Origin of the sequence: Mangrovivirga halotolerans (assembly GCF_026241165.1) — a bacterium.
Taxonomy (GTDB): Bacteria; Bacteroidota; Bacteroidia; order Cytophagales; family Cyclobacteriaceae; genus Mangrovivirga; species Mangrovivirga halotolerans.
Window position 1 is genome coordinate 275,343 of sequence record NZ_JAPFQN010000006.1, and the last position, 25,250, is coordinate 300,592.

Here is a 25,250-nt window from a genome sequence, read left to right on the forward strand (position 1 = left end):
TCAATTAAGCAGCCTTTTTTGCAGATTCTTTAAATCGCCTGTAAGTACTAATTCCAAATCCAACAGCTAGAATAATTGTTCCAAGCCACAATAAATTGATCCAAGGCTTTTCAATTGATTTAATTACAACAAAATCTTTTTGAGTTGTATAAGGAATAAATTTGAATTTTTCAGTATTCGGATCAACTCCCAGGAACTGAACTTTTATACCAAGCTCAATTAATTCATCCTCTAATGAAGCTCCCATGTCATCCCTAATCACTATCAACGGTTCGACATAATGAGTCAATGACTGGCTCTTGATCTCAAATGCTGCTTTAAGTGCCAGGTCATTTTTATTAAGCCCTCTGAATTCAAGCTCCTCAGCATCAAGTTTTACAACTTCTTTTAATGTTGTAACATAATCATTGATAAAAAATTCTTCTCCGACAGAAATAACCATGGTATCACCTGCCACCCACTTTAACTCATCATCACTTGGTGGAATTACTGTTGCATATGTATAAAAATCCCTGGTAAATGTGTGAAGAAGGTCTGGAGATACAACTTTTCCCATATCAGGGTTATCTTGCACACGCGGGTACATGTCGATAATTTCATCCCCTCTGACATGCCTGATCTTATAATATGTGTTTTCAGGATTCAAAGAGAAAGTATCTGCTTTTCCGGCAATTAATTCATTCTCCTCATTATAAATATCGCGCGATGCCACTACTTTATAAGGGTCATCCGTAGGCAGCACATCAGAGATTCTGACATATTCACCATTTTCATCAAGCTTAACGTGTCTGCCTAAATAATTCAGATCATATTCCGCCATCTTTGAAGTTTCGTCAAACCATAAGACTAGGTTTTCCCTGTTTTCCTGAGTAGTCATATTTTTATTTATGACCAAACCAGAGGTGTTTTCTGAAACTACGTTGGAAAATCCTGTTGAATATAAAATTCCAATAACCATGAAAGCAACACCAATGTGGGTTATTGCGCCTCCACTTAATACTGGTTTTTTTCTCAATAATTCGATTAAAATTTGACCATTTGCCAGCAAAGAAAAAACCCCGGCTATGAGCATTATGATTAATCTGAAGTCACTATATGTAAAGCCAATTTGCAAAATGATCAATACTAATACCATCGTAAGAATTATCGATGGAACAAAAGAAGCAAGCGCTTTACCTTTTTTGATATTTTTCCACCAAAAATATTGAGCTATACCCGAGGTAATAGTTAATAATATTGCAAACCAGATCTGGTACTTAGAATATTCAGCAGGATCAGATGGCGCGGCTGCGGTTGATATACCACCAAAAAACTCTACAATTTTATTATATACGGGAATTGAAGTAGGCAACAGAACCTGAATACCCATTAAAATCAATATTAGCGCACCAATAAATACCCAGAATTCTCCTGAATAAGTTTCGACATCCTTTTGTGAACTTGGTATTCTTCTTCCATGGTAGATAAGAAGTGCAACCCCGCCAATAAAGAAAAACAGCAGGTAAATTAACAATTGCCCACTTAAGCCAAGATCTGTAAAACTATGCACTGATGATTCACCTAAAACACCTGACCGGGTAAGAAAAGTACTATACAAAATCAAGGTGTACATAGATAGAACCATGATCATTGAAGCCATTAATCCGGATTTGCTTCTTGTAAAAACAATCATGACATGATAAGAGGCAACAAGGAACAGCCAAGGTATGTACACTGCATTTTCTACAGGATCCCAATTCCAATAACCACCAAAGTTAAGAGTTTCATATGCCCAGTAGGCTCCCATTAGAATACCCACTCCTAAGACCCCTGCAGCAAGCAAAGTCCATGGTAAAGCAGGCTTCACCCATTCCTTATATTTACGAGTCCATAATCCTGAGATCATAAAACTAAATGGAACAAGTGTTAATGCAAACCCAAAAAATAATGTTGGTGGATGTATTACCATCCATATATTTTGAAGTAATGGATTTAATCCTCGACCGTCTTCGGGAACAAAATTTGGATTTGAAATAAAAGTTGGGTCGTCAATTACATCCCTTAACAGCATGAAAGGGCTACTACCCAATTTCAGTTCGATCCCCGGGAGAACAACACCCAACACCATTGAGGTAAGGAAAGCCTGAACAACAGAGAAAACAGTCATTACTGGCGCTTCCCATTCTCCACCTTTGCCCATGATAAACATGGCAGTAACCACATGCCAGAATATCCATAATAAGAAACTACCTTCCTGACCTTCCCAAAAGGAAGAGATCATATAATGAACCGGAAGATGTCTGCTGGAGTGACTCCAGGCGTAGTGGTATTCGAAGTAGTTATTATAAATTATAGAAAATAGCGTAACCACTATTCCGAAAACTGCAAGACCATGAATAGCAAAGAGAATTCTGGCATATTTTAATGCACTCGATGCCTCAATAGTATTCGCCTTTCTGTAAGCATTATAATATGCCCATGAAGAAGCCAATGCAGTAACAAAGGATATAATAACAAAAAGGTGACCTGTGTCACCTATCCACTTATGAACCAGGGAAAGGATCATGCTGTTTATAATTGAGCGTTAGGATTAAGATTTTCTTCCTGATATTTAGACGGACATTTCATCAGGATCTGATCAGCAACAAAAACATTTTGACGGAAACTTCCCACAACAACCACTTTCTCAGATTTCATAAAATCCTGAGGCATTGGCTCATTGTAAAAAACCTGTCTTTCTTCTTTATTATCGTCTACTAAAGTAAATGAAAAGCTAAGCTTATCTGGTGAAGGATGAATTCCGATCACTTCTCCCGAAGCATCTTTTTTTAATTCACCAACAACATGATATTGCTTTTCACTACCATTATCTGCAAGTTCTTTGGCTTCATTAAAGGTCACGTAAGAACCTGCATCAAAAGAAGTAGCAAAAATAAATGCAACAACGGCTGCTACTATGACTAAAATAAAAATATATTGCTTTTTCATAATTAATATTATTTCAATTCTTCACTTTCCAACTTCTTGATTTTTCTTTCTACACGGAATAAATAAGCAAACAAACCGACTAGTATTATAAGCAATACTGCCACCACTACGTAGATTTTTCCATCCGCTCTTAAAGCATCTGCCATGGCAACATCACTATTTACCGGAGCATTACTATCTCCCGATTGCGCCAGAGTCTGAAACGATATCTTCGATATCAGATTTATTAAAATTGAAAAAAGCTTATGCATTATTCTTCTTCAAGTTTGTGTTCAATTTTACGGATTCTGAAGTGCAACGTTGCAATCCAGTAACCAAGAAGTGTCCATCCGATAACAGCCGGATAAAACACCATTCGCAATCTGCTATCAAGATCATAAGCATTAAAACCAGGATTTCCCGCATTTCCGGGGTGCAATGAATTTTCTGCCAGTCTCGGAAGTATAAATAAAAGAGATATCATTAATGGGTAAGCGAAAATATTATAAACTGCGCTAACCCTTGCTCTTTTTTGTTCATCGTTGAGACTCGATCTTAATAATAAATATGCGAAATATATTAATAATGTTACGAAAACAGCTGTGATCTTCGGATCTGCGAGCCAACCTGCCATTCTACCCCACGTATAGGTTGCCCAGACTGCGCCTGTAACCAATCCTAAAACTCCATACCAGATACCTACTTTAGCCAAAACATCGGCTCCTATATCTTTGTTCAAATCATTTGAACTCAAATATCTGACCGACTGAATTACAGATCCTGTTAGAATTATAACCATGCCAAACCACATCGGAACATGGAAAAATAAATTTCTAATTGACTCATTTAAGATATTGAGCCTTGGTGCTTCGATCAAAAATCCGGCTACGACGGTATAGATCAAAAGAACAATAGTAAGATATTTCCACCAGTTTTTTTTCATATCAACTCCTCCATAAATATGGAAACAATACGAGGCCTACCACCACTATAATTATATCGAGTGCAAAAATGCTTAATAAAGGTTTCCATACCAACAGAATCTCAAAATTGTCAATTGCTGCTTTTGAAATTTTAATAGACAGCAACAACAAAGGTACCATGATGGGCAACGACAATACAGCCATTAAGGTTGCCGTATTTTCAGCATTTGATGCAATTCCTGATACCATTGTAAGAATTGCAGCAAATCCGATGGAAGTTAACACCAGATTTATCAGAAAAAGAGGGGTGTTGGCAACCGGATTACCCATCACAAAAGAATAAAAAACAAAAGAGATCAACCCGAAAACAGTCAGTAATAAAATATTGTATGCCGATTTAGCTGCAAACAACATTTGGGGATCTACCAATGAATACATATACAGCTGCTGCCGCTTTTCATCTCCTGAAAAACTTTTGGCAATCGCATTAATTGCTATAAATGAGAAAATGATCCAAAATATTGAATTCCATGTCAGGGGATGAATAAGGCCTCTTTGAACACCCAGCGATAGGTAGGTAATAAAGATAGTGGTAGCCAGGTACAAAAGAATGCCGTTGATGGCATATTTTTGTCTCCATTCGATTAAAAATTCCTTGCTTACCAGTTTCCTGAACACGTTCTTAAAAATTCTGTCTTACCCGACAGGTGAAAATCACTTATTTATCTTAGAACAAAATTATATGTCTGACAAACATTGTTGACATTCTTTTATAACTTTATCCCTTTAATTTGCTGATATTGAATATCGACGCAAAATTAGGTCATATTGAATTATTAATGAAATTTTTTTGTCAGTCATCCTATAATTGATAATTATTAATAGAATTCAAAAAATTTCATAGATTAGCATTTTGAACTATGCCACGTAAAAATTTAACAATTCTATGAAAGGAATTATTCTTGCCGGAGGATCCGGCACCAGGCTTCATCCTCTAACGATCGCAGTAAGTAAACAGCTAATGCCTATTTACGACAAACCGATGATCTATTATCCTTTGTCAATTTTGATGCAAGCCGGAATTAAAGAGATTCTCATTATCACAACTCCACACGATAAATCTTTATTTCAAAAGCTTTTAGGAGACGGATCTACCCTGGGATGTAAATTTGAATACGCCATCCAGGAAGAACCTAACGGACTTGCTCAAGCCTTTGTAATCGGTGAAGAATTTATAGGAAATGATAAGGTGGCCTTAATACTCGGAGATAATATATTTTATGGTTCAGGTCTAAAAGAATTACTCCAGGCTAATAATGACCCTGAAGGAGGCGTAGTTTATGCTTACCACGTATTAGATCCAGAGCGATATGGTGTAGTTGAATTTGATGATAATCAAAAGGCCATATCGATTGAAGAAAAACCGGCAAAGCCAAAATCCAATTTTGCAGTACCGGGCCTTTATTTCTATGATAATGATGTTATTGAAATAGCAAAAGGACTAAAACCAAGTGCAAGAGGAGAATATGAGATAACTGATATTAATAAAGAGTATTTACGTCGTGGAAATCTTCATGTTGGTATATTAGATAGAGGAACAGCATGGCTTGATACCGGTACTTTCCCTTCTTTAATGGAAGCGTCTCAATTTGTTGAGGTCATAGAAAACAGACAGGGATTAAAAGTAGGATGTATTGAAGAGGTTGCATACCAAATGGGCTTTATTGACGATCAACAGTTAAGAGAACTCGCTGAACCTTTAGTTAAAAGTGGGTATGGTAAATATTTATTAAACCTGATAGAAGAATGAAGGTAACAAAGGGCAAGCTGAAAGGTGTGTTTATCTTTGAACCAACTATACACGGAGATGACAGAGGATATTTTCTGGAATCCTACAATAAAAAAACTTTCAAATCTTTAACAGGTCTTGATGTTGATTTTGTTCAGGATAACCAATCTCGATCGAAAAAGGGAGCATTGAGAGCATTACACTTTCAAAAAGGGGAACATGCCCAGGCCAAACTGGTCAGAGTATTAAATGGAAAAGTGCTGGATGTTTTTGTTGACATAAGGCCTGAATCTGAAACATTTGGTCAATGGGAAGCACATGAACTATCTTCTGAAAATCAAAAGCAAATTTTCGTACCCAGGGGGTTTGCACATGGATTTGCAACGCTAAGCGAATCAGTAGATTTTTTCTATAAATGCGACAATTACTACAATAAAGAATCTGAAGGTGGCATTTTTTATGCTGATGAAGATCTGAACATAGATTGGCAGCTTAACGATATTTCACCAATAATTTCAGAAAAAGACTTAGCTTTACCATCGTTTAAGTCTTTTAAAGAAGAAATAAATAACTAAGATGAAGACAGTTTTAATTACAGGCGGCGCCGGATTTATAGGCGCTAATTTTGTGCCTTATTTCATAGATAAATACAAGGACTATAAAGTCATAAATTTGGATAAACTCACATATGCTGGTGACCTTGCCAATTTGAAGGAGATCGAAGGACATCCTAATTATCACTTTGTAGAAGGAGATATATGTGATTATAACATAGTAAATCAGCTTTTTAAGACAAATGATATAACTGATGTTATTCATTTTGCTGCTGAATCTCACGTTGACAATAGTATTTCAGGACCTGAGGCATTCGTAAAAACTAATGTAAACGGAACCTTTACTTTACTTGATGCAGCACGAAGATATTGGATGGACGGTCCTTTTGAAGTTAAAAAAGGAATGGAAAATAACCGCTTCCATCATATTAGTACAGATGAGGTTTATGGAACACTTGGTAAAGTAGGCCTTTTTACTGAAGAAACACCATATGCACCCAACAGTCCGTATAGCGCATCAAAAGCAAGTAGTGATTTTCTGGTAAGAAGTTATTTTCATACTTATGGATTGAATGTCGTAACTACTAACTGTTCAAATAACTACGGCCCAAAACAACACGATGAAAAACTAATTCCTACCATAATAAGAAAAGCTATTAATGAAGATAGTATTCCGATCTATGGAGATGGAAAAAATGTTCGAGACTGGTTATATGTACTGGACCATTGCAAAGGAATAGACCTTGTATTTCATAAAGGAAAATCAGGGGAGACCTATAACATCGGAGGAAGAAACGAAAGAGAAAACATTTACATTGCCACAACTATTTGTGAAATTCTCGATAATAAAAGACCTTTGTCGGAAGGAAAAAGCCATAAGGATCTGATCACTTACGTAAAAGACAGGCCTGGTCATGATCGCAGGTATGCAATTGATGCATCAAAACTTGAAAACGAATTAGGCTGGGAAGCGGACGAGAACTTTGAAAGTGGCATTGAAAAAACAATTGAGTGGTATCTGGAAAAATATAATTAATGGATAAGATAGGAATTATTGGTTTAGGCTATGTTGGCCTGCCATTAGCTGTAGAATTTGGTAAAAAAGTCAGCACTTTAGGGTTTGACATCAACCACAAGCGCATAGAGGAATTGCAAAAGGGCAAAGACAGAACCTTAGAGGTAGAGCCCGAAGAATTAAAAGAAGCAGAGCACTTGGTTTATTCAAGTAATCTGGAAGATCTGGCAAGCTGTAATATATATATTGTTACAGTTCCAACTCCAATTGATAATTATAAAAAACCTGATCTTCGGCCACTCATCGGAGCCAGCACTACTATCGGAAAGGTGTTGAAAAAAGGAGATATTGTGATATATGAATCAACTGTATATCCAGGTTGTACTGAAGAAGACTGCGTTCCGGTACTTGAAAAAGTTAGTGGACTTAAATTCAACGAAGACTTCTTCTGTGGTTACTCACCTGAAAGAATAAACCCCGGAGATAAGCAACACAGATTACCAACAATTAAAAAAGTAACCAGTGGATCTACTCCTGAAATCGCTGAAAAAGTAGATAATTTATATAAATCAATTATTACAGCAGGCACACATAAAGCCTCTTCAATAAAGGTAGCTGAAGCTGCTAAGGTGATCGAAAATGCCCAACGTGATATAAATATCGCTTTCGTAAATGAACTGGCAGTAGTATTTGATAAAATGGATATCGACACCACTGAAGTTCTTGAGGCAGCGGGAACTAAATGGAACTTCCTTCCATTCAGACCTGGATTGGTGGGAGGTCATTGCATAGGAGTCGATCCCTATTACCTTACTCATAAAGCAGAAAGTCTTGGGCACCACCCTGAAGTAATTCTTTCTGGAAGAAGGATAAATGACCAGATGGGACTGTTTATCGCAAGCAAAGTCATTAAGTTGATGACCCAAATGAACAACCCGATAAAAAATTCCAACATTCTGGTACTGGGAATTACCTTTAAAGAGAACTGTCCGGATATAAGAAACAGCAAAGTGATTGATGTTATTCGTGAACTGCAAAGCTTCGGAGCAAATGTTGAAGTCTTTGATCCACTTGCAGACCCAGAGGAAGTTAAAGAAGAATACGGACTCAATTTAATAGAAAAACCATCCAAGAAATACAATGCGGTTGTGATGGCAGTAGCGCATAATGAGTTTGAATCGCTCAATTGGTCAGAAATTAAAAATGGGAATACTGCGGTTTACGATGTTAAGGCAAAACTCGATAAGTCAACAATAACAGCCAGACTTTAATTGGTATGGGTAAAATTCAAATGGTCGATCTTAAAAGTCAGTATCTTAGGTTAAAACCTGAGATTGACAAGGCTATTGAAGATGTAATCATGTCTACTGCATTTATTAATGGTCAGCCAGTAAAAGATTTTGCCAGAAACCTCGAAGAATATCTGGACTGTAAATATGTTATACCCTGTGGAAATGGTACCGATGCACTTCAAATAGCTATGATGGCATTGGGGTTTGCCCCAGGCGATGAGATACTAGTCCCTGCTTTTACATATGTAGCAACTGTAGAGGTTATAGCTCTATTAGGTTTAAAACCGGTTTTTGTAGAGGTAGATCCAAATACATTTAATATCGACACCAAAGACCTAAAGAAAAAAATAACCCCTAAATCTGCAGGAATAGTACCTGTTCACCTTTATGGACAATGTGCCGATATGGAACCAATAATGCAGATTGCCGCCGAAAATGATCTTAGAGTCATCGAAGATACGGCACAAGCATTGGGTGCTGAATATACTTTTTCTGACGGGACAGTCAAAAAGGCGGGAACTATAGGGGACATTGGGACAACTTCATTTTTTCCATCAAAAAACCTGGGTTGTTTCGGTGATGGGGGTGCAATAATGACTAACCATAGCGAATTAGCTGACCTTTTAAAGATGATCGCTAACCATGGTCAGAAAGTTAAATACCATCACGATACTATTGGAGTAAATTCGAGGCTGGACAGCATCCAGGCAGCAGTTCTTGATGTAAAACTTAAAGAGCTGGATGATTTTGCCAGAAGTAGAAGACAGGTTGCTGACAATTATGATAAAGCTTTTCAGGGAAATAAATTAATTTCAATCCCCCATCGATCTGAAAACTCGACGCATGTTTTTCACCAGTATACTTTAATTCTGGATAAATCAATAAACAGGGATAAATTTAAAGAAGAATTGCACAAAAATGGTGTTCCAAGTATGGTTTACTATCCACTCCCGATTCATCTTCAAAAGGCATACGAAAATTACGGATTCAATAAAGGAGATTTTCCTGTTTCTGAGGAATTATGTGATCGCGTGATCTCTTTGCCTATTCACACTGAAATGAAGGAGGAAGACCAGACTTTTATTATAAAAACATTTTTAACAACACTTACAGACCATGTCCGATAAAACCACTGATTATTTCGCACATCAAACTGCAGTAATAGATGACAACTGTGAAATCGGATCCGGAACAAAAATCTGGCACTTTTCTCACATTATGAGTAATTGCAAAATTGGAGAAAAGTGTAATATTGGTCAAAATGTAGTGGTTTCACCAGAAGTTATTCTAGGAAACAATGTGAAAGTACAAAATAACGTATCAATTTATACCGGTGTTACTTGTGAAGATGATGTGTTTTTAGGGCCTTCAATGGTTTTTACTAACGTTACCAATCCCAGAAGTGCGGTAAACAGGAGAGGGCAATATGCTAAAACCCATGTAGGTAAAGGAGCCACCATCGGTGCTAATGCAACTGTGGTCTGTGGTCATGATATCGGAAAATTTGCTTTCATTGGAGCGGGTGCGGTAGTAACTAAAAACATACTTCCATATGCTTTGGTAGTTGGTAATCCGGCAAAACAAACAGGTTGGATGAGTGAATACGGGCATAAACTTGATTTTAATGCTGAGGGAATTGCAGTTTGTCCGGAAAGCAATGAAAAATACCAATTAAAAGATGGACAGGTAACTAAACTTGGCTAAAATTGAATATGAAGGATTTTGCATTAATTGGTGCCAGTGGATATATAGCTCCCCGGCACATGAAAGCCATAAAAGATACTAATAACAACCTGGTAGCCGCTCTGGATCAATTTGATAGTGTGGGCATTATTGATAGCTTTTTTCCAAATGCAGATTTTTTTGTTGAATTTGAGAGATTTGACAGACATATAGATAAACTAAAGAGATCAGGCAAAAAAGTTGATTATGTTTCTGTTTGTTCCCCAAACTATCTTCATGACAGTCATATAAGATTTGGGCTCAGGCAAAATACAGATGTTATTTGCGAGAAGCCTATTGTACTCAACCCATGGAATATTGATGCTTTACAGGAAATTGAAAAGGAGACAGGCAAAAAAGTTTACAATGTTCTTCAGCTTCGATTACACCCTTCTATAATCGCATTAAAAGAAAAAATTGAAAACGGCCCCAAAGATAAAATATACGATATTGACCTGACCTATCTGACAAGCCGAGGTAATTGGTATTACACCAGCTGGAAAGGAAACATCGAAAAATCCGGTGGTATTGCAACAAATATTGGTGTTCATTTTTATGATATGCTTACCTGGATTTTTGGTAAGCCAACAAAAAATACTGTAAACATCCATACTCACGATCGGGCCTCAGGATATCTGGAACTTGAAAAAGCTCGTGTGAAATGGTTCTTAAGTATTAATTACGATGTGATCCCTGATAATATCAAGGCTGAAGGAAAAAGGACTTACCGATCAATTACAGTAGATGGGCAGGAAATTGAATTCAGCACAGGGTTTACCGATCTTCATACTGAAACTTACAAAGATATCTTAAGCGGCAATGGTTTTGGTCTGGAAGAAACCAGAACTGCGATAGAAATTGTTCATGATATCAGGCATGCTAAACCAGTAGGGCTAAAAGGGGAATACCACCCCATGGCTAAATTACCGCTTGCTGAGCATCCATTTAAATAAAAAAGTCCTCAGAAAATTCTGAGGACTTTTTTTATTATTCTTCAAATCCCAATACCAGAAAGGATGGGTTAAGCAAATCCTCCCGGTTATAATGGAATCTTTTTTTATTGTCAAACCGGATCACATGACCGCCCGCAGCTTCTACTACAGCCTGTCCGGCACCTGTGTCCCATTCCATAGTCGGTCCATGACGGTAATACAAATCTGCTCTACCTTCAGCAACCATACAAAATTTAAGTGAGCTCCCAATTGATATACTATTTTTACAATCATATGAGTTTAGAACATCTTCTTCTTCCTCGCTGGCATGAGAAGCACTTCTAACTGCAATTCTATCACTTGGTTTATTATTCACAATTAAACTGGATGTTTCTCCGTTTTTAATTTTATATGCTCCCTCTGCATCACCATAATAAACTATATCAGTAACAGGAGTATAAACAATGCCAAGTGCCGGATAATTATCTCTTATCAAAGCAATATTAACTGTAAACTGACCATTTCTTTTTATAAATTCCTTAGTTCCGTCTAGCGGATCTACAAGCCAAAATTCGTTCCAGTCCTTACGTTCTTCATAAGGAATACTTCGACCCTCTTCGGAAAGGATAGGAATATCCGGAAAGTACTCTTTTAATTTTTTGGTTATTACTTCATTTGCAGATTTATCCGCCTGAGTCAGTGGTGAATCATCAGCCTTAAAATCTACCACATTAGAAAAATCATCTAACCTGTAAACCTCCATAATAGCTTCACCGGCAGATTTTACGATCTCTGTAAGTTGCTCTTTTACTTTATTTTGCATGATTTTTTTTAATTCAACCCTAAATCTATAAAATTAGTAGAGATTTTACTTAACCGTTATAAATTTATCAATTAGTTTTGTGTCTTTAATAAAATAATATGGCGGAAAATATACACCCTATATTCGATACTATCCTTGCAAAAAGTGATAAAGAAAAACTCCTCAATCAACGAGGAGTTGTTGTATGGATGGTTGGACTAAGTGGAAGTGGAAAAAGCACTCTTGCCAGAGGTTTAGAGAAAAAGCTTCATGAAGAAGGCATTTTGACAATGCTGCTTGACGGAGATAATCTAAGAACTGGGGTAAATAATAATCTGGGCTTTTCAGATGAAGACAGAACTGAAAACATTCGACGGGCTGCAGAGGTTTCAAAATTATTTTGTGAGTGTGGTGTAGTGACGATCTGTTCGTTAATCAGTCCGACCAACTCAATCAGAAAAATGGCAAAAGAAATCATTGGTGAAGAGAATTACCTGGAGATCTTTGTTAATGCAAGTCTTGAAGAGTGCGAAAAAAGAGACGTCAAAGGCTTATATGCCAAAGCAAGAGCAGGTGAGATAAAATCTTTTACCGGTATAGATTCACCGTTTGAGGTTCCTTCAAAACCATTTTTAGAAATTATCACAGAAGGAAGTACAATTGAAGATTCATTGGATACACTTATAAAAAGAGTATATCCAAAAATCCAACCAGGAAATTAAAAAATCGTAAATAATTATTTTTAGCGTAAAAGCTATTAACAAACAAAAATCTATCAGATGAAAGCGTACAACCTAACACATCTGGAAGAACTGGAATCAGAAGCAATTTACGTTATTCGTGAAGTTGCCGCCCAGTTTGAACGTGGAGCATTATTGTTTTCAGGAGGAAAAGACTCAATCGTAATGGCACATCTTGCCAGAAAAGCTTTTTACCCTGCTAAACTTCCATTTCCTTTAGTACATATCGACACAGGTCACAATTTTCCTGAAACTATTGCATTCAGAGATAAATTTGTGGAAAAAATCGGAGCTGACCTAGTTGTCGGTTCGGTACAAAAAAGTATCGACGAGGGAAAAGCCGTGGAAGAAAAAGGATTCAATGCTTCAAGAAATGCACTCCAAACGGTAACACTTTTAGACACTATCGAAGAGCATAAATTTGATGCTTGTATGGGTGGTGCTCGCCGTGACGAGGAAAAAGCAAGAGCTAAAGAAAGGTTTTTCTCACACAGAGATGATTTCGGTCAATGGGAACCAAAGAATCAGAGACCTGAGCTCTGGAACATTTTTAATGGCAAAAAGAATTATGGTGAACATTTCAGGGTTTTCCCTATCAGTAACTGGACTGAAATGGACATCTGGCAATATATCCTTAAAGAAAACATCGATCTTCCGCCGTTATATTTTGCTCACGAAAGAGAAGTATTCGTTCGCGATGGCGTGATCATGTCTACCGGTGAGTTTATGAATCGCAAGGACGATGAGGACGTTATCAAAAAGGTTGTTCGATTCAGAACAATCGGTGATATGACCTGTACCGGAGCTGTTGAATCTGGCGCAGATACATTGGAAGGAATAATTGAAGAAGTTGCAGCTACACGAGTAACTGAAAGAGGTACAAGAGCGGATGATAAGCGTTCAGAGGCTGCAATGGAAGATCGTAAAAAACAAGGATACTTTTAACCAACACCACATTGAAAATTATGAGTACTTCAAATAATAATACAGATGGATACCTGGACATGGAGCTTCTTCGCTTCACCACTGCTGGAAGTGTTGATGATGGAAAAAGTACACTGATCGGTAGACTTCTTTACGATAGTAAATCAATATTCGAAGATCAATATCAGGCAATAGAGGAATCTTCTAAAAGAAAGGGTGACGAAAACGTAAACCTTGCACTTCTTACTGACGGGCTTAGAGATGAAAGAGAGCAGGGAATCACAATAGATGTAGCTTATCGTTATTTTGCTACTCCAAAAAGAAAATTTATAATCGCTGATACGCCCGGCCATATTCAATACACAAGGAATATGGTTACTGGAGCTTCAACAGCCAACCTGGCTATCATTCTTATTGATGCCCGTAAGGGTGTTGTTGAGCAAACAAGAAGACACACATTTATTGCAGCTCTTCTTGGCATTCCTCACATAGTTTATTGCATTAACAAAATGGACCTTGTCGATTTTAAAGAGGAAAATTTTGAAAGCATTAAAAAAGAACTTGAAGCTTTTTCAAGTAAGCTTGATGTTAAGGATGTCAGATTTATCCCAATCTCTGCCTTAAAAGGAGATAACGTGGTAAATAAATCTGAAAAAATGCCATGGTACCAGGGTAGTACATTACTATATCTTCTAGAAACAATTCATATTGGTAGCGATCATAATCATATTGATTGCAGATTTCCTGTTCAGAATGTTATCAGACCTCAATCTGATCAGTGGCATGATTACAGAGGATATGCAGGGCGAATCGCGGGTGGTATATTCAAACCGGGTGATGATGTAGTTGTTCTTCCTTCAGGATTTACCTCAAAGGTCAAAAGTATCGACACATTTGATGGCCCCCTTGATGAAGCTTTTGCCCCTCAATCTGTAACTATCACTCTGGAAGATGACATCGATATCAGCCGTGGTGATATGATCGTTAGAGAAAATAATCAGCCCTCTGTAAGTCAGGATATTAATTTAATGATCTGCTGGATGAACGATAAGAAATTGATTCCGAATGGTAAATATGCAGTAAAGCATACTACTAACGATGCCAGGGCAATGATCAAAGAAATAAACTATAAAGTCGACATCACCTCCCTTCACAGAATTGAAGAGGATAAGGAGATCGGCATGAATGATATTGCAAGGGTAAAAATCAGAACTACCAAACCATTACTGTTTGATCGTTACGACAGAAACAGAATTACTGGTAGTGTGATCCTTATTGATGAAGCAACTAACGAAACAGTTGCAGCGGGAATGATAGTTTGATTATTTTTGTGCCATGGAGAATATTGAAGCATTAAAAAAGGAAATTAAATCGTTCAAAGTTGAAAATGAACAGCAACTTGAAGAATATCGTCTGAAATTTATCGGGCGAAAAAACATCATAAATGATTTATTTTCTCAGCTTAAAGACGTACCCAATGATCAAAAGAAAGCTTTTGGTCTTGCAGTTAACGAACTTAAAAACCTGGCTAAAGATACTTTCCAGGCACATATAGATGAATTAAATAATAATAAGGCTGGTGGAGCTCAATCATTCGATTTTGATCCGACACTGCCTGTTGCCCCAAACCAAACCGGAGGCCTTCATCCATTAACTATTGTAAGAAACAGAATCGTTGAAATTTTTGAACGTATTGGATTTACTGTGGCTGACGGACCGGAAATTGAGGATGACTGGCATAATTTCACTGCCTTAAACTTCCCTCCAAATCATCCTGCCAGAGAGATGCAAGACACTTTCTTTATTGAAAGGGATCCGGACATTGCTCTCAGAACTCATACCTCATCGGTACAGGTCAGATTAATGGAAACTGATAAACCACCGATTAGGGCTTTGATGCCTGGCAGAGTATTTAGAAATGAGGCTATATCTGCACGAGCTCATTGTGTCTTTCACCAGATCGAAGGACTTTATATTGATGAAAATGTTGGACTCACAGACTTAAAGCAAACTCTTTATCACTTTGCTAAAGAATTATTCGGGCCTGACACTCAGGTAAGGTTCAGACCATCATATTTCCCATTCACAGAGCCTAGTGCCGAGATGGATGTATCATGTAATATATGCAAAGGCAAAGGCTGTAATGTTTGTAAATATACCGGCTGGCTTGAAATACTTGGATCAGGAATGGTAGACCCGAATGTGTTGGAAAACTGTGGTATTGACTCAGAAAAATATACTGGTTTTGCTTTTGGTATGGGAATTGAAAGACTCGCCATGCTAAAATACAATGTTAAAGACCTGAGGCTGTTTACTGAAAACGATGTCAGGTTCTTAAGGCAATTCAAAGGAGCAGAATAAAACACTAAACCGAATCAGATTGATTCGGTTTTTTTTATGCATTTTGTAATTGATCAATTAATTCTTATCATGTAGATAAAAGCTTTAAGACTTATCTTTTTAACAGTCAGCTTATTCTTTCAAACCAAAATGATTAATTATGAAAAGATCTATGCTAATGACCGTAGCAGCTGCTATGGCTATCTTAATTTCCTCATGTGTCAATAATGAAGAGGTAGTACCGGAAGAACAACTACAGATTCGTCAGATGGATACCGGAAATGATGAATTTGCGAATGAACGACATATTCATCTCCCAGAGGAAATAAAAATAAACCTTCCCGGACTATATCCTGAGGGAATCGCCTTTAACCCCTGGAAAAAAGAATTTTATGTCTCTTCAGCCAAAAAAGGGGTTATTACCAGCATTGATTTTGAAGGTAATACACAAACATTAACTGAAGAAGGTAATCTGATTACGACAACAGGAATGGATTTTTCTTTCTTTACCCAAAAACTTTATGTTTGTAATGGTGATGCCGGGGTTAGTGAATATAGTTCTCCTTCAACAATAGCAAGATTAGCCCAGGTGGGTACTCTAAAACAAAAATACAATTCAGATATAAACTTTGAAGCACTTGAACTTTCAGGAATTTATCCAGGTCCCCAGCTTTTAAATGATCTTATCCGTGACTGGTATGGAAATACTTATATCACAGATAGCTTTTCGCCTGTAATCTATAAAATTGATCGGTATGGAAATAAATCCGTATTTGCTGAAAGTGAATTATTTCAAGCTCCTGTGGGAAGCTTTGGTTTAAACGGTATTGCATGGTCACCAAAAGGCTATCTGATAACTGCCAAATATGATGAAGGTAAGTTGTTTAGAGTTTCTACTTACGATCCAACAAAAACTCATGAAATAAAAATCGATCAGGATATCGCCTCTCCGGATGGGTTATTAATGATAAATCCACATACCTTACTGATGGTAGGAAACAATCTAGGGCAGGCAAAAGGACCAGTTGGTGTTTATAAGTTACAATCATTTGATAATTGGCGATCAGCTAAGGTGGTTGATTTCATGCCTGTAGAAGAGAATTTTCCAACTACGCTAACAAGAGTTTATAATGAGGTTTATGTATTATATGGAGAAATTGACAAACTCCTGACAGGAGGTCCTGAAGTACACTCTTTTACTATAAAAAAGGTGTCATTTTAATAAAAAAAGGGGCTATAACAGCCCCTTTTTCCACTTATTTACTTATTATACTTATAGTAGCTTTTCGATAATGGAATCGTTGTCAAGATCTTCAGCATCAGCCTTAAAATTTGAAACGATCCTATGCCTTAGTACAGCTTTAGATACAGCCTGGACATCTTCGATATCCGGGGCAAACTTACCATGTAGCAATGCATGACATTTAGCTCCCAGAATTAAATATTGACCGGCTCTTGGCCCTGCACCCCATTCTATGTATTCCTTAGTAACAGGGTCTGCCAATTCACTTTTTGGCCTTGTTTTATGAACAAGGTTAACAGCATACTCAATTACATGATCTGTAACGGGAACTCTCTTTACAAGCATCTGAAATGACTCCATCTCTTCTGCTGAAAGAATAGGTTCCACATTTTTAACACTTCCATCTGTAGTACTTTTAACTATTTGAACTTCAGAGGCATAATCAGGATAATCGAGTACAATATTGAACATGAACCTGTCAAGTTGAGCTTCTGGCAGAGGGTAAGTACCTTCCTGCTCAATAGGATTTTGAGTTGCCAGTACAAAGAAGGGTTCAGGTAAAGCATATTTTTGCCCTCCGACTGTTACCTGGTGTTCTTGCATTGACTCCAGCAGTGCAGCCTGAGTCTTTGGAGGAGTACGATTAATTTCATCCGCCAAAACGATATTTGCAAAAACAGGGCCTTTTATAAATCGGAAATTCCGATCTCTGTCGAGTGTTTCAGCTCCCAGAATATCCGAAGGCATTAAATCGGGTGTAAACTGAATTCGGTTAAAACTTAAATGCAGTGCGTCGGCAATAGTATGAATCAAAAGTGTTTTTGCCAACCCAGGCACCCCTACAAGTAAGCTATGGCCTCTGGAGAATATCGATATCAGTAGCAGGTCCACGACCTTTTCCTGTCCGATAATTACCTTTCCAATTTCTGATTTTAGATCACTGAAAGCTTTTTGTAAAGCTTCGGCAGCTTCCTTGTCTGAGTTAAAGTTCTTCATATATTATTGCATGATCTTACATTCCTTATATTCGGGATCTATAGCAATATAAACTTCATCTCTCGCATCCAAAAACCACTCCTCTTCTTTTTTGCCTTGTTTTTTTATCAGGGCTGCTCTTTTGATCCTTTCAAAGTCATCCGTAAGGTTAGCCTCGTGAGGCTGAAATCTCTCTTTATAGTAAATAATTCTTGCTGCATCCTGCTGGTGCATTACCGTACCAGGACTTGAAACTGTGAAAGTAAGAGGTTTTGAAATATCTCCTATTTCCATTGTATCTATAGCAAAATAAATATTTGCATCCATTTCTTCAGCTAGTACCCTTGGCACTCCATTCTGATCTGTAAAATAACCTCCGGCATCAGCAGTGTATTTATCATCACTATATTCTTTTGCTGCTTCTTCGAATGAAATACTATCTCGCAATATTAGTGTTCTCATGCTATCAAGGTATTCTTTAGCATCCTGAACATCCGCTGAGGTAATTTTTGGAGCTATTAGAATATGTCTGCTTCGATATTCATTACCTCTTCTATCTAATAACTGTATCAGGTGAAAGCCAAAATCAGATTCAACCGGATCACTTATCTCTTCCTTCTCAATGCTGTAAACCGTTCCTTCATACTCCGGCACAAAAGATCCTCTTTTTGTCCAGCCATACTCACCACCTTTAGCTGCAGAGCCAGGATCCTGAGAATATTTCATGGCAGCATCCGCAAAAGACAATTGTCCGGATTCGATCTGGCGTTTAAGATCAGTGAGGAAGTCAATAACACGTTGTTTCTCTTCCTTATTAATTTCAGGATATTTGACAATCTGACCGGCAGTAACCTGCGTTGAAATAAACGGTAGTGAATCAGATATGCTTTCATAAAACTGCTGAACTTCCCGAGGTGTAACACTTACATTTGCTGTGATCTCCTGCTGCATACGCTGAATGGTCATTTGTTCACGTATCTGATCTCTCAATTCATTTTTAATTGATTCCAATGAGCGACCATACAATTGTTCAAGCTGTGATTCATTTCCTCCAACTGATTGCACGATAGTTGCTACACGACGATCAAGGTTTGCTGTAACATCCTCTTCGGAAACAATTACTGAATCTATCTCCGCTTTTGCAAGCATCAACTTTCCAATAACTTGTTGCTGCAGAATACGGCATTTAGTTTCTTGCCCGGCATAGTTACCCCGACTCAGAAAGTCAAGGTATGCTTTTTCAAGGTCGGATTTTAATACTATGTAGTCATCTACTTTAGCTATTATTCCGTCTGCAGTTATTACTTCTTCGTTATCCTGTGCATTAATATTTATGCATACAAAGAATATTGCTGCAATAAACGATACCTTACTGTCCAAATATTTCAAAATCTTCATTTTCTTTTGCACTTTCATATATGTCTTCTTCCAACTTATTGGATAGCTCTACTTTTCTTTTATTAATAATTATAGTTTTGATCTGATCATTAACTACGTCTACAGGTGAGATTTCGTCGGTAATTTTATAATCTTTAATTCTTAAAAAATACCGGAAATTATCATCTGAAGTCTCATAGAATTTATTTCCCTTCAAAAACTGAACTTTATTGGGAATATCCGCAATAGGTGTTCCAATAATCAATTCATCAAAGTTATGCCAGGTAGAGTCATCCAGCATATAAACCTGAGCATTATTGTAACAATATTCCTGAAGTTCTTCTTCATCAACATTAGCAGCCCTGAATTTAGTTCTGAATTCAGAAATTTTAGGAGCTTCTTTGGACAACTTCACAAACCTGCCTTTTATAATGTTCTGCATTAATTTGAAATTATCAGAATGCTTCTCATAATATTCCTGAATTTCTTCATCTGAAACTTCCTGATCCAGTTGCTCATTAACATGCTTTTTCTTGTATTCGTAGATCAATAAAGAATATTTATATTCCAGCAACCTTCGATCAAGCTCTGCCTCATCCATAACCATATTATCTTCAGCTTTGGCTATGATCAATTGCTGACGCACCCATTTATTAATATACTGGCTTACCCTGTTAATACTATCAGCAGCACTCATTTCATTACCGGTAAGCCCTTTAAGGTCTGACTTATATAAATACTGATCTTCTACTTTAGCGATTGGCTTTTCCCCTTCTATGGGAGTGTCATCTTTAAACTGCAACCATTCGCAGGAAGACATCAGTAGCATAACTACAATAAAAGCTATTCCTTTAAATCCTTTGCTCCTCAAGTTCATTTATAACTGATTGTAATAATTCTTCATTTACTATTACCTCATACTTTTCTCTGAGGCTATCTAACCACTGCTCTTCAAGATGTTTTTGATACCTTGAAACTACTTCTCCCCGAACTTTCGAAAGTGGTTTATTTGTAGCAGACAATTTTTCTTCGATGTATATTATTGCAAAATACCCATCTTTATTTACATACTGCAAACCTTCCTGCCAGGGAGAAGATCTGAAATATAAATAATCAGATCTATCAAATTTGCCGTAATCGACCACTACATTTAATGATTTTAAATCCTTGCTAAGTAGATCTCGTTTATTCTTATCACTTACCCAGGTTTCATCATTTTCTATTAACCTTGTAACGCTATCTGCAAGGTCTTTATTTTTTAATACTGCATACCAGAGTCTTGCAGATTCATCAGCAATATATTCATCTTTTATTCCTTCATAAAACCCATAAAGCCCTGTGCTATCTTTATTTGCTTTATCCCAAACTTCTCTCTCCATCACCTCAAATAACACCATGCCATCAGAATATTCATCGAGAAGAAATTTGAAATCAGAGTTTGTCTCGTACAAATAGATAACTTCATTCTCCTCCAAAGCATTCTCTACTGCCTTATTGATCTTTTGTTGATTATTTCCTGCAAGTTTTTGTTCTACTAAATAAGTGGCGTTATATGGTTTCTTATTTATATAGAATAAAGCTACTGTATCGGAAATACTTTCACCGGAACTATACTTGTCGAAAAATTCAGTCTTTCTAAATCCAAATTTCTTTTTAAGAGAGTCTTTTAATGACAATTCAAGTGCTTTCATTCGCGAAGAATTGGCCAGCCTGATCTTTAATTCCCTTTTAGTTTCTTCTAAACTGGGGACAGGTTGCTTTTGAATAAGCTTTACAATATGCCAGCCATATCTTGACTTTATTGGTTTGGTATAATCCCCGGGCTTTTCCAGTTGAAAAGCTGGATCCAGGATCTCCGGATCAAGCTGCCCTGTTCCAAACCATTGTAGACGACCTCCATTATCTTTTGATCTTATATCTTCTGAATATTTAGAAGTTAATTCGTCCCAATCTTCACCTTGCTCCAATTTTTTATAAATCTCCCGTATTTCTTCTTCGGCTTTTTTAGAATTACTGTTATCCGCTTTTTTGTATATATGTGCGATCAACACCTTTCCCTGAGCTTTTCGCACATCCTCTACTTTAACGATGTGATATCCAAAACGTGTACGCACTGGATCTGAAATTTCTCCTACAGATGTATTGTAAACAACATCTTCAAACGGCTCCACCATTTGAAAAGCAGTAAAATAACCTAATTCACCATTATTAATTTTTGCCGAAGGATCTTCTGAATACTCCAGTGCTACCTGACCAAAGTCAGCACCTTGTTCAATTTTATTCTTAAGTTCTAAAATTTTATTGTACGCTTTTAAGGTATCCTGAGGTAAGGCTTCTTCTCCAACCGTGATCAAAATATGGGATGCTTTGATCTCTTTCTGTGTTCGGTCATACATCATGCTTACTAAAGAATCCGAAACCTGGGAGGTTAAAAGGTAAGGCTTAACTAACTGACTTTTATATTGCTTATACTCTCTTTTAAACTTTTCTGTAGTATCAACCATCATTGACCTGCCCTCTGTAACTTTCAACTTAAAGTCAATGTACAGATCAAGATAATTTCTCACCCTGGCATTAACGGACCCTGAAGTGTCCCGATTATTCTTGTTAAATGCATATAAAAATTCTGCAGCACTTATGCTATCTCCAGCGACCACCAATAATGGTTCTGCCTCCTCTGTTTTAAATGTATTTACCCGGCATCCAAAAACCAGGATTACCATCAATAAGGAAATTGTTGATAAGCTTCGGATCATCAAAAATTTAAATTGATTATATGCAACCTGCAATGTTAAGAAAAAGTAGATGCTTAATGGAAAGGAAAGCTATTTTTTTGCAAAGTTTAACTTAATGAAAGCTTTTTATATAATACACAACGGTTACCAAAATCATCACTCTCTAATTCAATCTTATCGATAAGTCGCTTCACAAGCATCAGACCCATACCTCCTTTGCTCCTTTTTTTAATCAAATCATTGAGGTCTGGCATTTTATAACCATTGATATCAAAAATGCATGAAGGGTCGACAATATCAACACGAATAAGGTCTTTTTCTTTTTTACTTATATAAACCTCAAACACCTGTTTTGTATTACAATCATTGCCGTGGATAATAAGGTTAGCGCATACTTCGTCAATGGCAGTGACCAAATTGTAGACATCTGTTTCTGACATTTGCCAATTTGACAAAGATGTAGATACAAAATCCCTGATGTGCCTGAGATTATTTTTTCTGCAACTAGCTTTATATCTAAACTTCATTTAAATATCCCTTTGCCTCCTCTTCGGTTTGTTTAATTGTTAAAACCTGGTGTAATCCAAGAATTTCAAATGTATTATAAACTTTAGGGCTGAGTCCATATATTACCATCTTCAAATCTTCAGCCTCCATCGGCTCAACATAAGACATAAACACCCCTAATCCGGCAGAAGATATATACGATAACCCTGTACAATTGATCAGTAACTTGTTCTCGCCCTTATCCAAAGCCATTGAAATCTGCTTATCCAGTTCGATCGATGAACTTGCATCTACCTCACCAGTAATAATTATATGGTATATGCCTTCTTGTTTTTTAGTGCTGATTTCTAGCATGTTGTACGAAAAAATTTATAGTTAGTTATATCTATTTAAATTTAATTACCATCATGGTATAGTCATCCTTTAATGGATTTGTATCACAAAAATGGTAAACTTCCCTGATAATGGCATCTTGAATATCCAGGGCGCTAAGGTCTTTAAATCTGGTCAAACAGTGTTGCAATCTATCATAACCAAACTCATCACCTTCGGGGTTTGTGGCCTCAGTAATTCCATCTGTATACACTACCATTATATCACCAGACTGATAAACACACTCGATCTCCTGAACAAAAGGTAAATATTCTTTTTTTCTGATCACACCTAGCCCCAATCCTTTATTCTTAAAATAGAAAGTTCTGTCTTCTTCTTTTGAATAATATAAAGTTGGACAATGTCCGGCTCGAACAAAGCGAACTGATTTCTCCTGTGTATTTACTATAAAATACGATAAAGTAACAAAATTATTTTTTTCCAGAATACGGCCAAGAGTTTCATTTGCCCTGACGATGAAATCAATCGGGTCAAGCCCAAAGGGAACAAGACTATGGAAAACTCCTTTTACCTGGGACATATTAAAGGCTGCAGAAGTACCTTTTCCTGAAACATCTGCGATCACCAGGGCTATATTTTCATCATCAATCCTGAACGTATCGTAATAATCACCACCAACTTCATCTGCAGCTTGAGAAAAGCTGGTTATTTCATAGCTTTCGTGTTCGATCAATCGATCCGGAAGTAGACTTTCAGAAACTTTCTGGGCAATCTTAAGCTCCTCTTTATAACGCTCAGTCGTAATTGCCTCCTCCATTAACCTGGCGTTTTCAATCGATATCACAGCCTGGGCAGTAAACGTTTCAATAATTTCGAGCATATCTTTATTGAAACCATCCTTGACTTCTTTTAAAAGCACGAGATCTCCCGCCGCTACTCCCTGGATATTGATCGGGCACACCAATACAGATTTATAGGCTCCTTTATTTAATGAATAAATCTTTCTTCTTCTGAAAATAGAGGACTTCTTATCCTTTGATGTATCAATATTGGTTTTTATTGCTGCGATATCTGATCCTGAAATTTCGTAATGCAATAAAAGCTCTTTCCCTTTTTCGGTAATTTCTAACCAGCCAGCATCCGCGAGTACTGCACTCATAGAACTGTTAAGAAGGACATCAAAAACAAATTCATCCTTCTGTTCGGAGTGAAAAGTTTGCGACAGGTCCTTAAATCTCAATACATCTCCGAGTTTTTGTTCGAATACCGAACTTGTCGGAAGATTAAACAGTAGAACTAAAATAGAAAATACCACATACACCGACACAAATGTGAATAATGCTATTATGGTCACGTTAGACTGAAGAAGTGTAATGCTTGCTTCCAAATTAACTCTAACCAGCACAAGGTTGATGAAGTAGTATAAATAGACCCCGGATAGGGTAAGCAATAAGATGCTTTTAAGTTTCTGGTTGAAATTAAGATAAGCAACCCACTTCATATTGACCGACAGGATAATACTCATCACGGTAAGGAAAAAGAAAACGGATAGAGAAAAAGGTTCTGTAAACTCTAAATCCCAAAAATTCAATAATACTGAAGCAAGCAAAGTATATTCAAAAACATTCCATAGCCTTAACAACGAAATAGTTTTCTGATAAAGGATCAGCCTCTTAAAAACATGATAAGAAGATATGAGCAGTGCACAGATCACCCCAATATTTATATGGTATTGAATATTGAGTACAAATGGGTTAACTGCGAAACTATGACCTTCAAAGATTGATAGAAAATACGAAAGGCCTATCGATACAAAAATTGCAAGAAGTCCGGTAATAAAAACTCTCCAAAGCAGATCTATGAAATTGCTACTGGCATACCTTTGTACCTGAAAATGATAGTATATAAAAAGAAATATTATAAATGAGTCCAGAAAAGCCCTTGAAAAGAAATTTTCAATATTTACTGCCAGGGCATTTTTAGTAGTAAAAAGAATGACCACGTCAATAACTGAAAGGCCTATCCAGCTGAATAAGGCTCCGAAAAATACCAGTCTTCTTATGATCTTCGTCGATAACATGGCGCCAATATAATATTTAAC

General features: G+C 36.9%; 25 protein-coding genes. 12 read left to right on the forward strand and 13 right to left on the reverse strand.

Annotated elements, in window-relative coordinates:
- Nucleotides 1-4: 4 nt before the first annotated feature.
- From ccsA (OO013_RS12045) to OO013_RS12065, 5 genes are read right to left on the reverse strand one after another with little or no spacing between them, the layout of a single operon-like run.
- Nucleotides 5-2,545, reverse strand: a complete 2,541-nt coding sequence (gene ccsA, locus OO013_RS12045) for a cytochrome c biogenesis protein CcsA (RefSeq protein WP_266057058.1) — start codon at nt 2,543-2,545, stop codon at nt 5-7.
- A gap of 5 nt (nt 2,546-2,550) precedes the next feature.
- Nucleotides 2,551-2,967 carry a cytochrome c maturation protein CcmE domain-containing protein gene (locus tag OO013_RS12050; protein WP_266057059.1) on the reverse strand — a complete coding sequence of 139 codons (417 nt, stop codon included), beginning with the start codon at nt 2,965-2,967 and terminating at the stop codon, nt 2,551-2,553.
- Between the two features lie 8 nt (nt 2,968-2,975).
- Nucleotides 2,976-3,218: a CcmD family protein gene (locus OO013_RS12055; RefSeq protein WP_266057060.1), complete on the reverse strand. Its 243-nt coding sequence runs from the start codon at nt 3,216-3,218 to the stop codon at nt 2,976-2,978.
- On the reverse strand, nt 3,218-3,889 hold the full coding sequence (gene ccsA, locus OO013_RS12060) for a cytochrome c biogenesis protein CcsA (RefSeq protein WP_266057061.1): 672 nt from the start codon (nt 3,887-3,889) through the stop codon (nt 3,218-3,220). The genes OO013_RS12055 and ccsA (OO013_RS12060) overlap by 1 nt, the downstream gene beginning before the upstream one ends.
- Nucleotide 3,890: 1 nt before the next feature.
- Nucleotides 3,891-4,547, reverse strand: coding sequence for a heme exporter protein CcmB (locus OO013_RS12065; protein ID WP_266057062.1), 657 nt, complete (start codon nt 4,545-4,547; stop codon nt 3,891-3,893).
- Between the two features lie 268 nt (nt 4,548-4,815).
- Between OO013_RS12065 and rfbA the strand changes: the two genes are divergently transcribed.
- The 7 genes from rfbA to OO013_RS12100 are packed head-to-tail and all read left to right on the forward strand — an operon-like array spanning nt 4,816 to nt 11,194.
- Nucleotides 4,816-5,679, forward strand: coding sequence for a glucose-1-phosphate thymidylyltransferase RfbA (gene rfbA / locus OO013_RS12070; protein ID WP_266057063.1), 864 nt, complete (start codon nt 4,816-4,818; stop codon nt 5,677-5,679).
- Nucleotides 5,676-6,233 (forward strand): dTDP-4-dehydrorhamnose 3,5-epimerase, encoded by a 558-nt coding sequence (rfbC, locus tag OO013_RS12075; RefSeq protein WP_266057064.1) that lies wholly within the window; start codon nt 5,676-5,678, stop codon nt 6,231-6,233. Before rfbA ends, rfbC begins: the two co-directional genes overlap by 4 nt.
- A 1-nt stretch (nt 6,234) precedes the next feature.
- A complete protein-coding gene (gene rfbB, locus OO013_RS12080; protein WP_266057065.1) occupies nt 6,235-7,248 on the forward strand; it encodes a dTDP-glucose 4,6-dehydratase in 1,014 nt (337 codons plus the stop codon).
- Nucleotides 7,248-8,498, forward strand: coding sequence for a nucleotide sugar dehydrogenase (locus OO013_RS12085; RefSeq protein WP_266057066.1), 1,251 nt, complete (start codon nt 7,248-7,250; stop codon nt 8,496-8,498). Before rfbB ends, OO013_RS12085 begins: the two co-directional genes overlap by 1 nt.
- 5 nt (nt 8,499-8,503) lie before the next feature.
- Nucleotides 8,504-9,646, forward strand: a complete 1,143-nt coding sequence (locus tag OO013_RS12090; protein WP_266057067.1) for a DegT/DnrJ/EryC1/StrS family aminotransferase — start codon at nt 8,504-8,506, stop codon at nt 9,644-9,646.
- Complete coding sequence (locus OO013_RS12095) at nt 9,636-10,223, forward strand: acyltransferase (RefSeq protein WP_266057068.1); 588 nt, start codon at nt 9,636-9,638, stop codon at nt 10,221-10,223. Before OO013_RS12090 ends, OO013_RS12095 begins: the two co-directional genes overlap by 11 nt.
- Nucleotides 10,224-10,231: 8 nt before the next feature.
- Nucleotides 10,232-11,194: a Gfo/Idh/MocA family protein gene (locus tag OO013_RS12100; RefSeq protein ID WP_266057069.1), complete on the forward strand. Its 963-nt coding sequence runs from the start codon at nt 10,232-10,234 to the stop codon at nt 11,192-11,194.
- A gap of 34 nt (nt 11,195-11,228) precedes the next feature.
- Here the strand turns inward: OO013_RS12100 and cysQ are convergent, their stop codons facing one another.
- Nucleotides 11,229-11,996: a 3'(2'),5'-bisphosphate nucleotidase CysQ gene (gene cysQ / locus OO013_RS12105; RefSeq protein ID WP_266057070.1), complete on the reverse strand. Its 768-nt coding sequence runs from the start codon at nt 11,994-11,996 to the stop codon at nt 11,229-11,231.
- 98 nt (nt 11,997-12,094) lie between these two features.
- On the opposite strand from cysQ, the gene cysC reads away from it, so the two are divergent.
- The 5 genes from cysC (at nt 12,095) to OO013_RS12130 (ending at nt 17,201) form a co-directional block, all read left to right on the forward strand.
- Nucleotides 12,095-12,697: an adenylyl-sulfate kinase gene (gene cysC / locus OO013_RS12110; protein ID WP_266057071.1), complete on the forward strand. Its 603-nt coding sequence runs from the start codon at nt 12,095-12,097 to the stop codon at nt 12,695-12,697.
- A gap of 57 nt (nt 12,698-12,754) precedes the next feature.
- Nucleotides 12,755-13,660 carry a sulfate adenylyltransferase subunit CysD gene (cysD, locus tag OO013_RS12115; RefSeq protein ID WP_266057072.1) on the forward strand — a complete coding sequence of 302 codons (906 nt, stop codon included), beginning with the start codon at nt 12,755-12,757 and terminating at the stop codon, nt 13,658-13,660.
- A gap of 20 nt (nt 13,661-13,680) precedes the next feature.
- Nucleotides 13,681-14,961: a sulfate adenylyltransferase subunit CysN gene (gene cysN, locus OO013_RS12120; protein WP_266057073.1), complete on the forward strand. Its 1,281-nt coding sequence runs from the start codon at nt 13,681-13,683 to the stop codon at nt 14,959-14,961.
- 13 nt (nt 14,962-14,974) lie between these two features.
- Nucleotides 14,975-16,000 (forward strand): phenylalanine--tRNA ligase subunit alpha, encoded by a 1,026-nt coding sequence (gene pheS, locus OO013_RS12125; RefSeq protein WP_266057074.1) that lies wholly within the window; start codon nt 14,975-14,977, stop codon nt 15,998-16,000.
- Between the two features lie 139 nt (nt 16,001-16,139).
- The gene (locus tag OO013_RS12130; protein WP_266057075.1) at nt 16,140-17,201 is read left to right on the forward strand and encodes a hypothetical protein; all 1,062 of its coding nucleotides are present in this window, start codon (nt 16,140-16,142) and stop codon (nt 17,199-17,201) included.
- A 51-nt stretch (nt 17,202-17,252) separates the two neighbouring features.
- Here the strand turns inward: OO013_RS12130 and OO013_RS12135 are convergent, their stop codons facing one another.
- The 7 genes from OO013_RS12135 to OO013_RS12165 form a co-directional block, all read right to left on the reverse strand.
- On the reverse strand, nt 17,253-18,218 hold the full coding sequence (locus tag OO013_RS12135; protein ID WP_266057076.1) for an AAA family ATPase: 966 nt from the start codon (nt 18,216-18,218) through the stop codon (nt 17,253-17,255).
- 3 nt (nt 18,219-18,221) lie between these two features.
- Nucleotides 18,222-19,595 (reverse strand): peptidylprolyl isomerase, encoded by a 1,374-nt coding sequence (locus tag OO013_RS12140; protein WP_266057077.1) that lies wholly within the window; start codon nt 19,593-19,595, stop codon nt 18,222-18,224.
- Entirely contained in the window at nt 19,567-20,451 is an 885-nt protein-coding gene (locus OO013_RS12145) for a peptidyl-prolyl cis-trans isomerase (RefSeq protein WP_266057078.1), read from the reverse strand. The genes OO013_RS12140 and OO013_RS12145 overlap by 29 nt, the downstream gene beginning before the upstream one ends.
- Nucleotides 20,426-22,330, reverse strand: a complete 1,905-nt coding sequence (locus OO013_RS12150; protein WP_266057079.1) for a peptidylprolyl isomerase — start codon at nt 22,328-22,330, stop codon at nt 20,426-20,428. Before OO013_RS12150 ends, OO013_RS12145 begins: the two co-directional genes overlap by 26 nt.
- An 86-nt stretch (nt 22,331-22,416) precedes the next feature.
- On the reverse strand, nt 22,417-22,836 hold the full coding sequence (locus OO013_RS12155) for an ATP-binding protein (RefSeq protein WP_266057080.1): 420 nt from the start codon (nt 22,834-22,836) through the stop codon (nt 22,417-22,419).
- Nucleotides 22,826-23,170: an STAS domain-containing protein gene (locus tag OO013_RS12160; protein ID WP_266057081.1), complete on the reverse strand. Its 345-nt coding sequence runs from the start codon at nt 23,168-23,170 to the stop codon at nt 22,826-22,828. Before OO013_RS12160 ends, OO013_RS12155 begins: the two co-directional genes overlap by 11 nt.
- A gap of 31 nt (nt 23,171-23,201) precedes the next feature.
- Entirely contained in the window at nt 23,202-25,229 is a 2,028-nt protein-coding gene (locus tag OO013_RS12165; protein WP_266057082.1) for a PP2C family protein-serine/threonine phosphatase, read from the reverse strand.
- Nucleotides 25,230-25,250 lie beyond the last annotated feature (21 nt).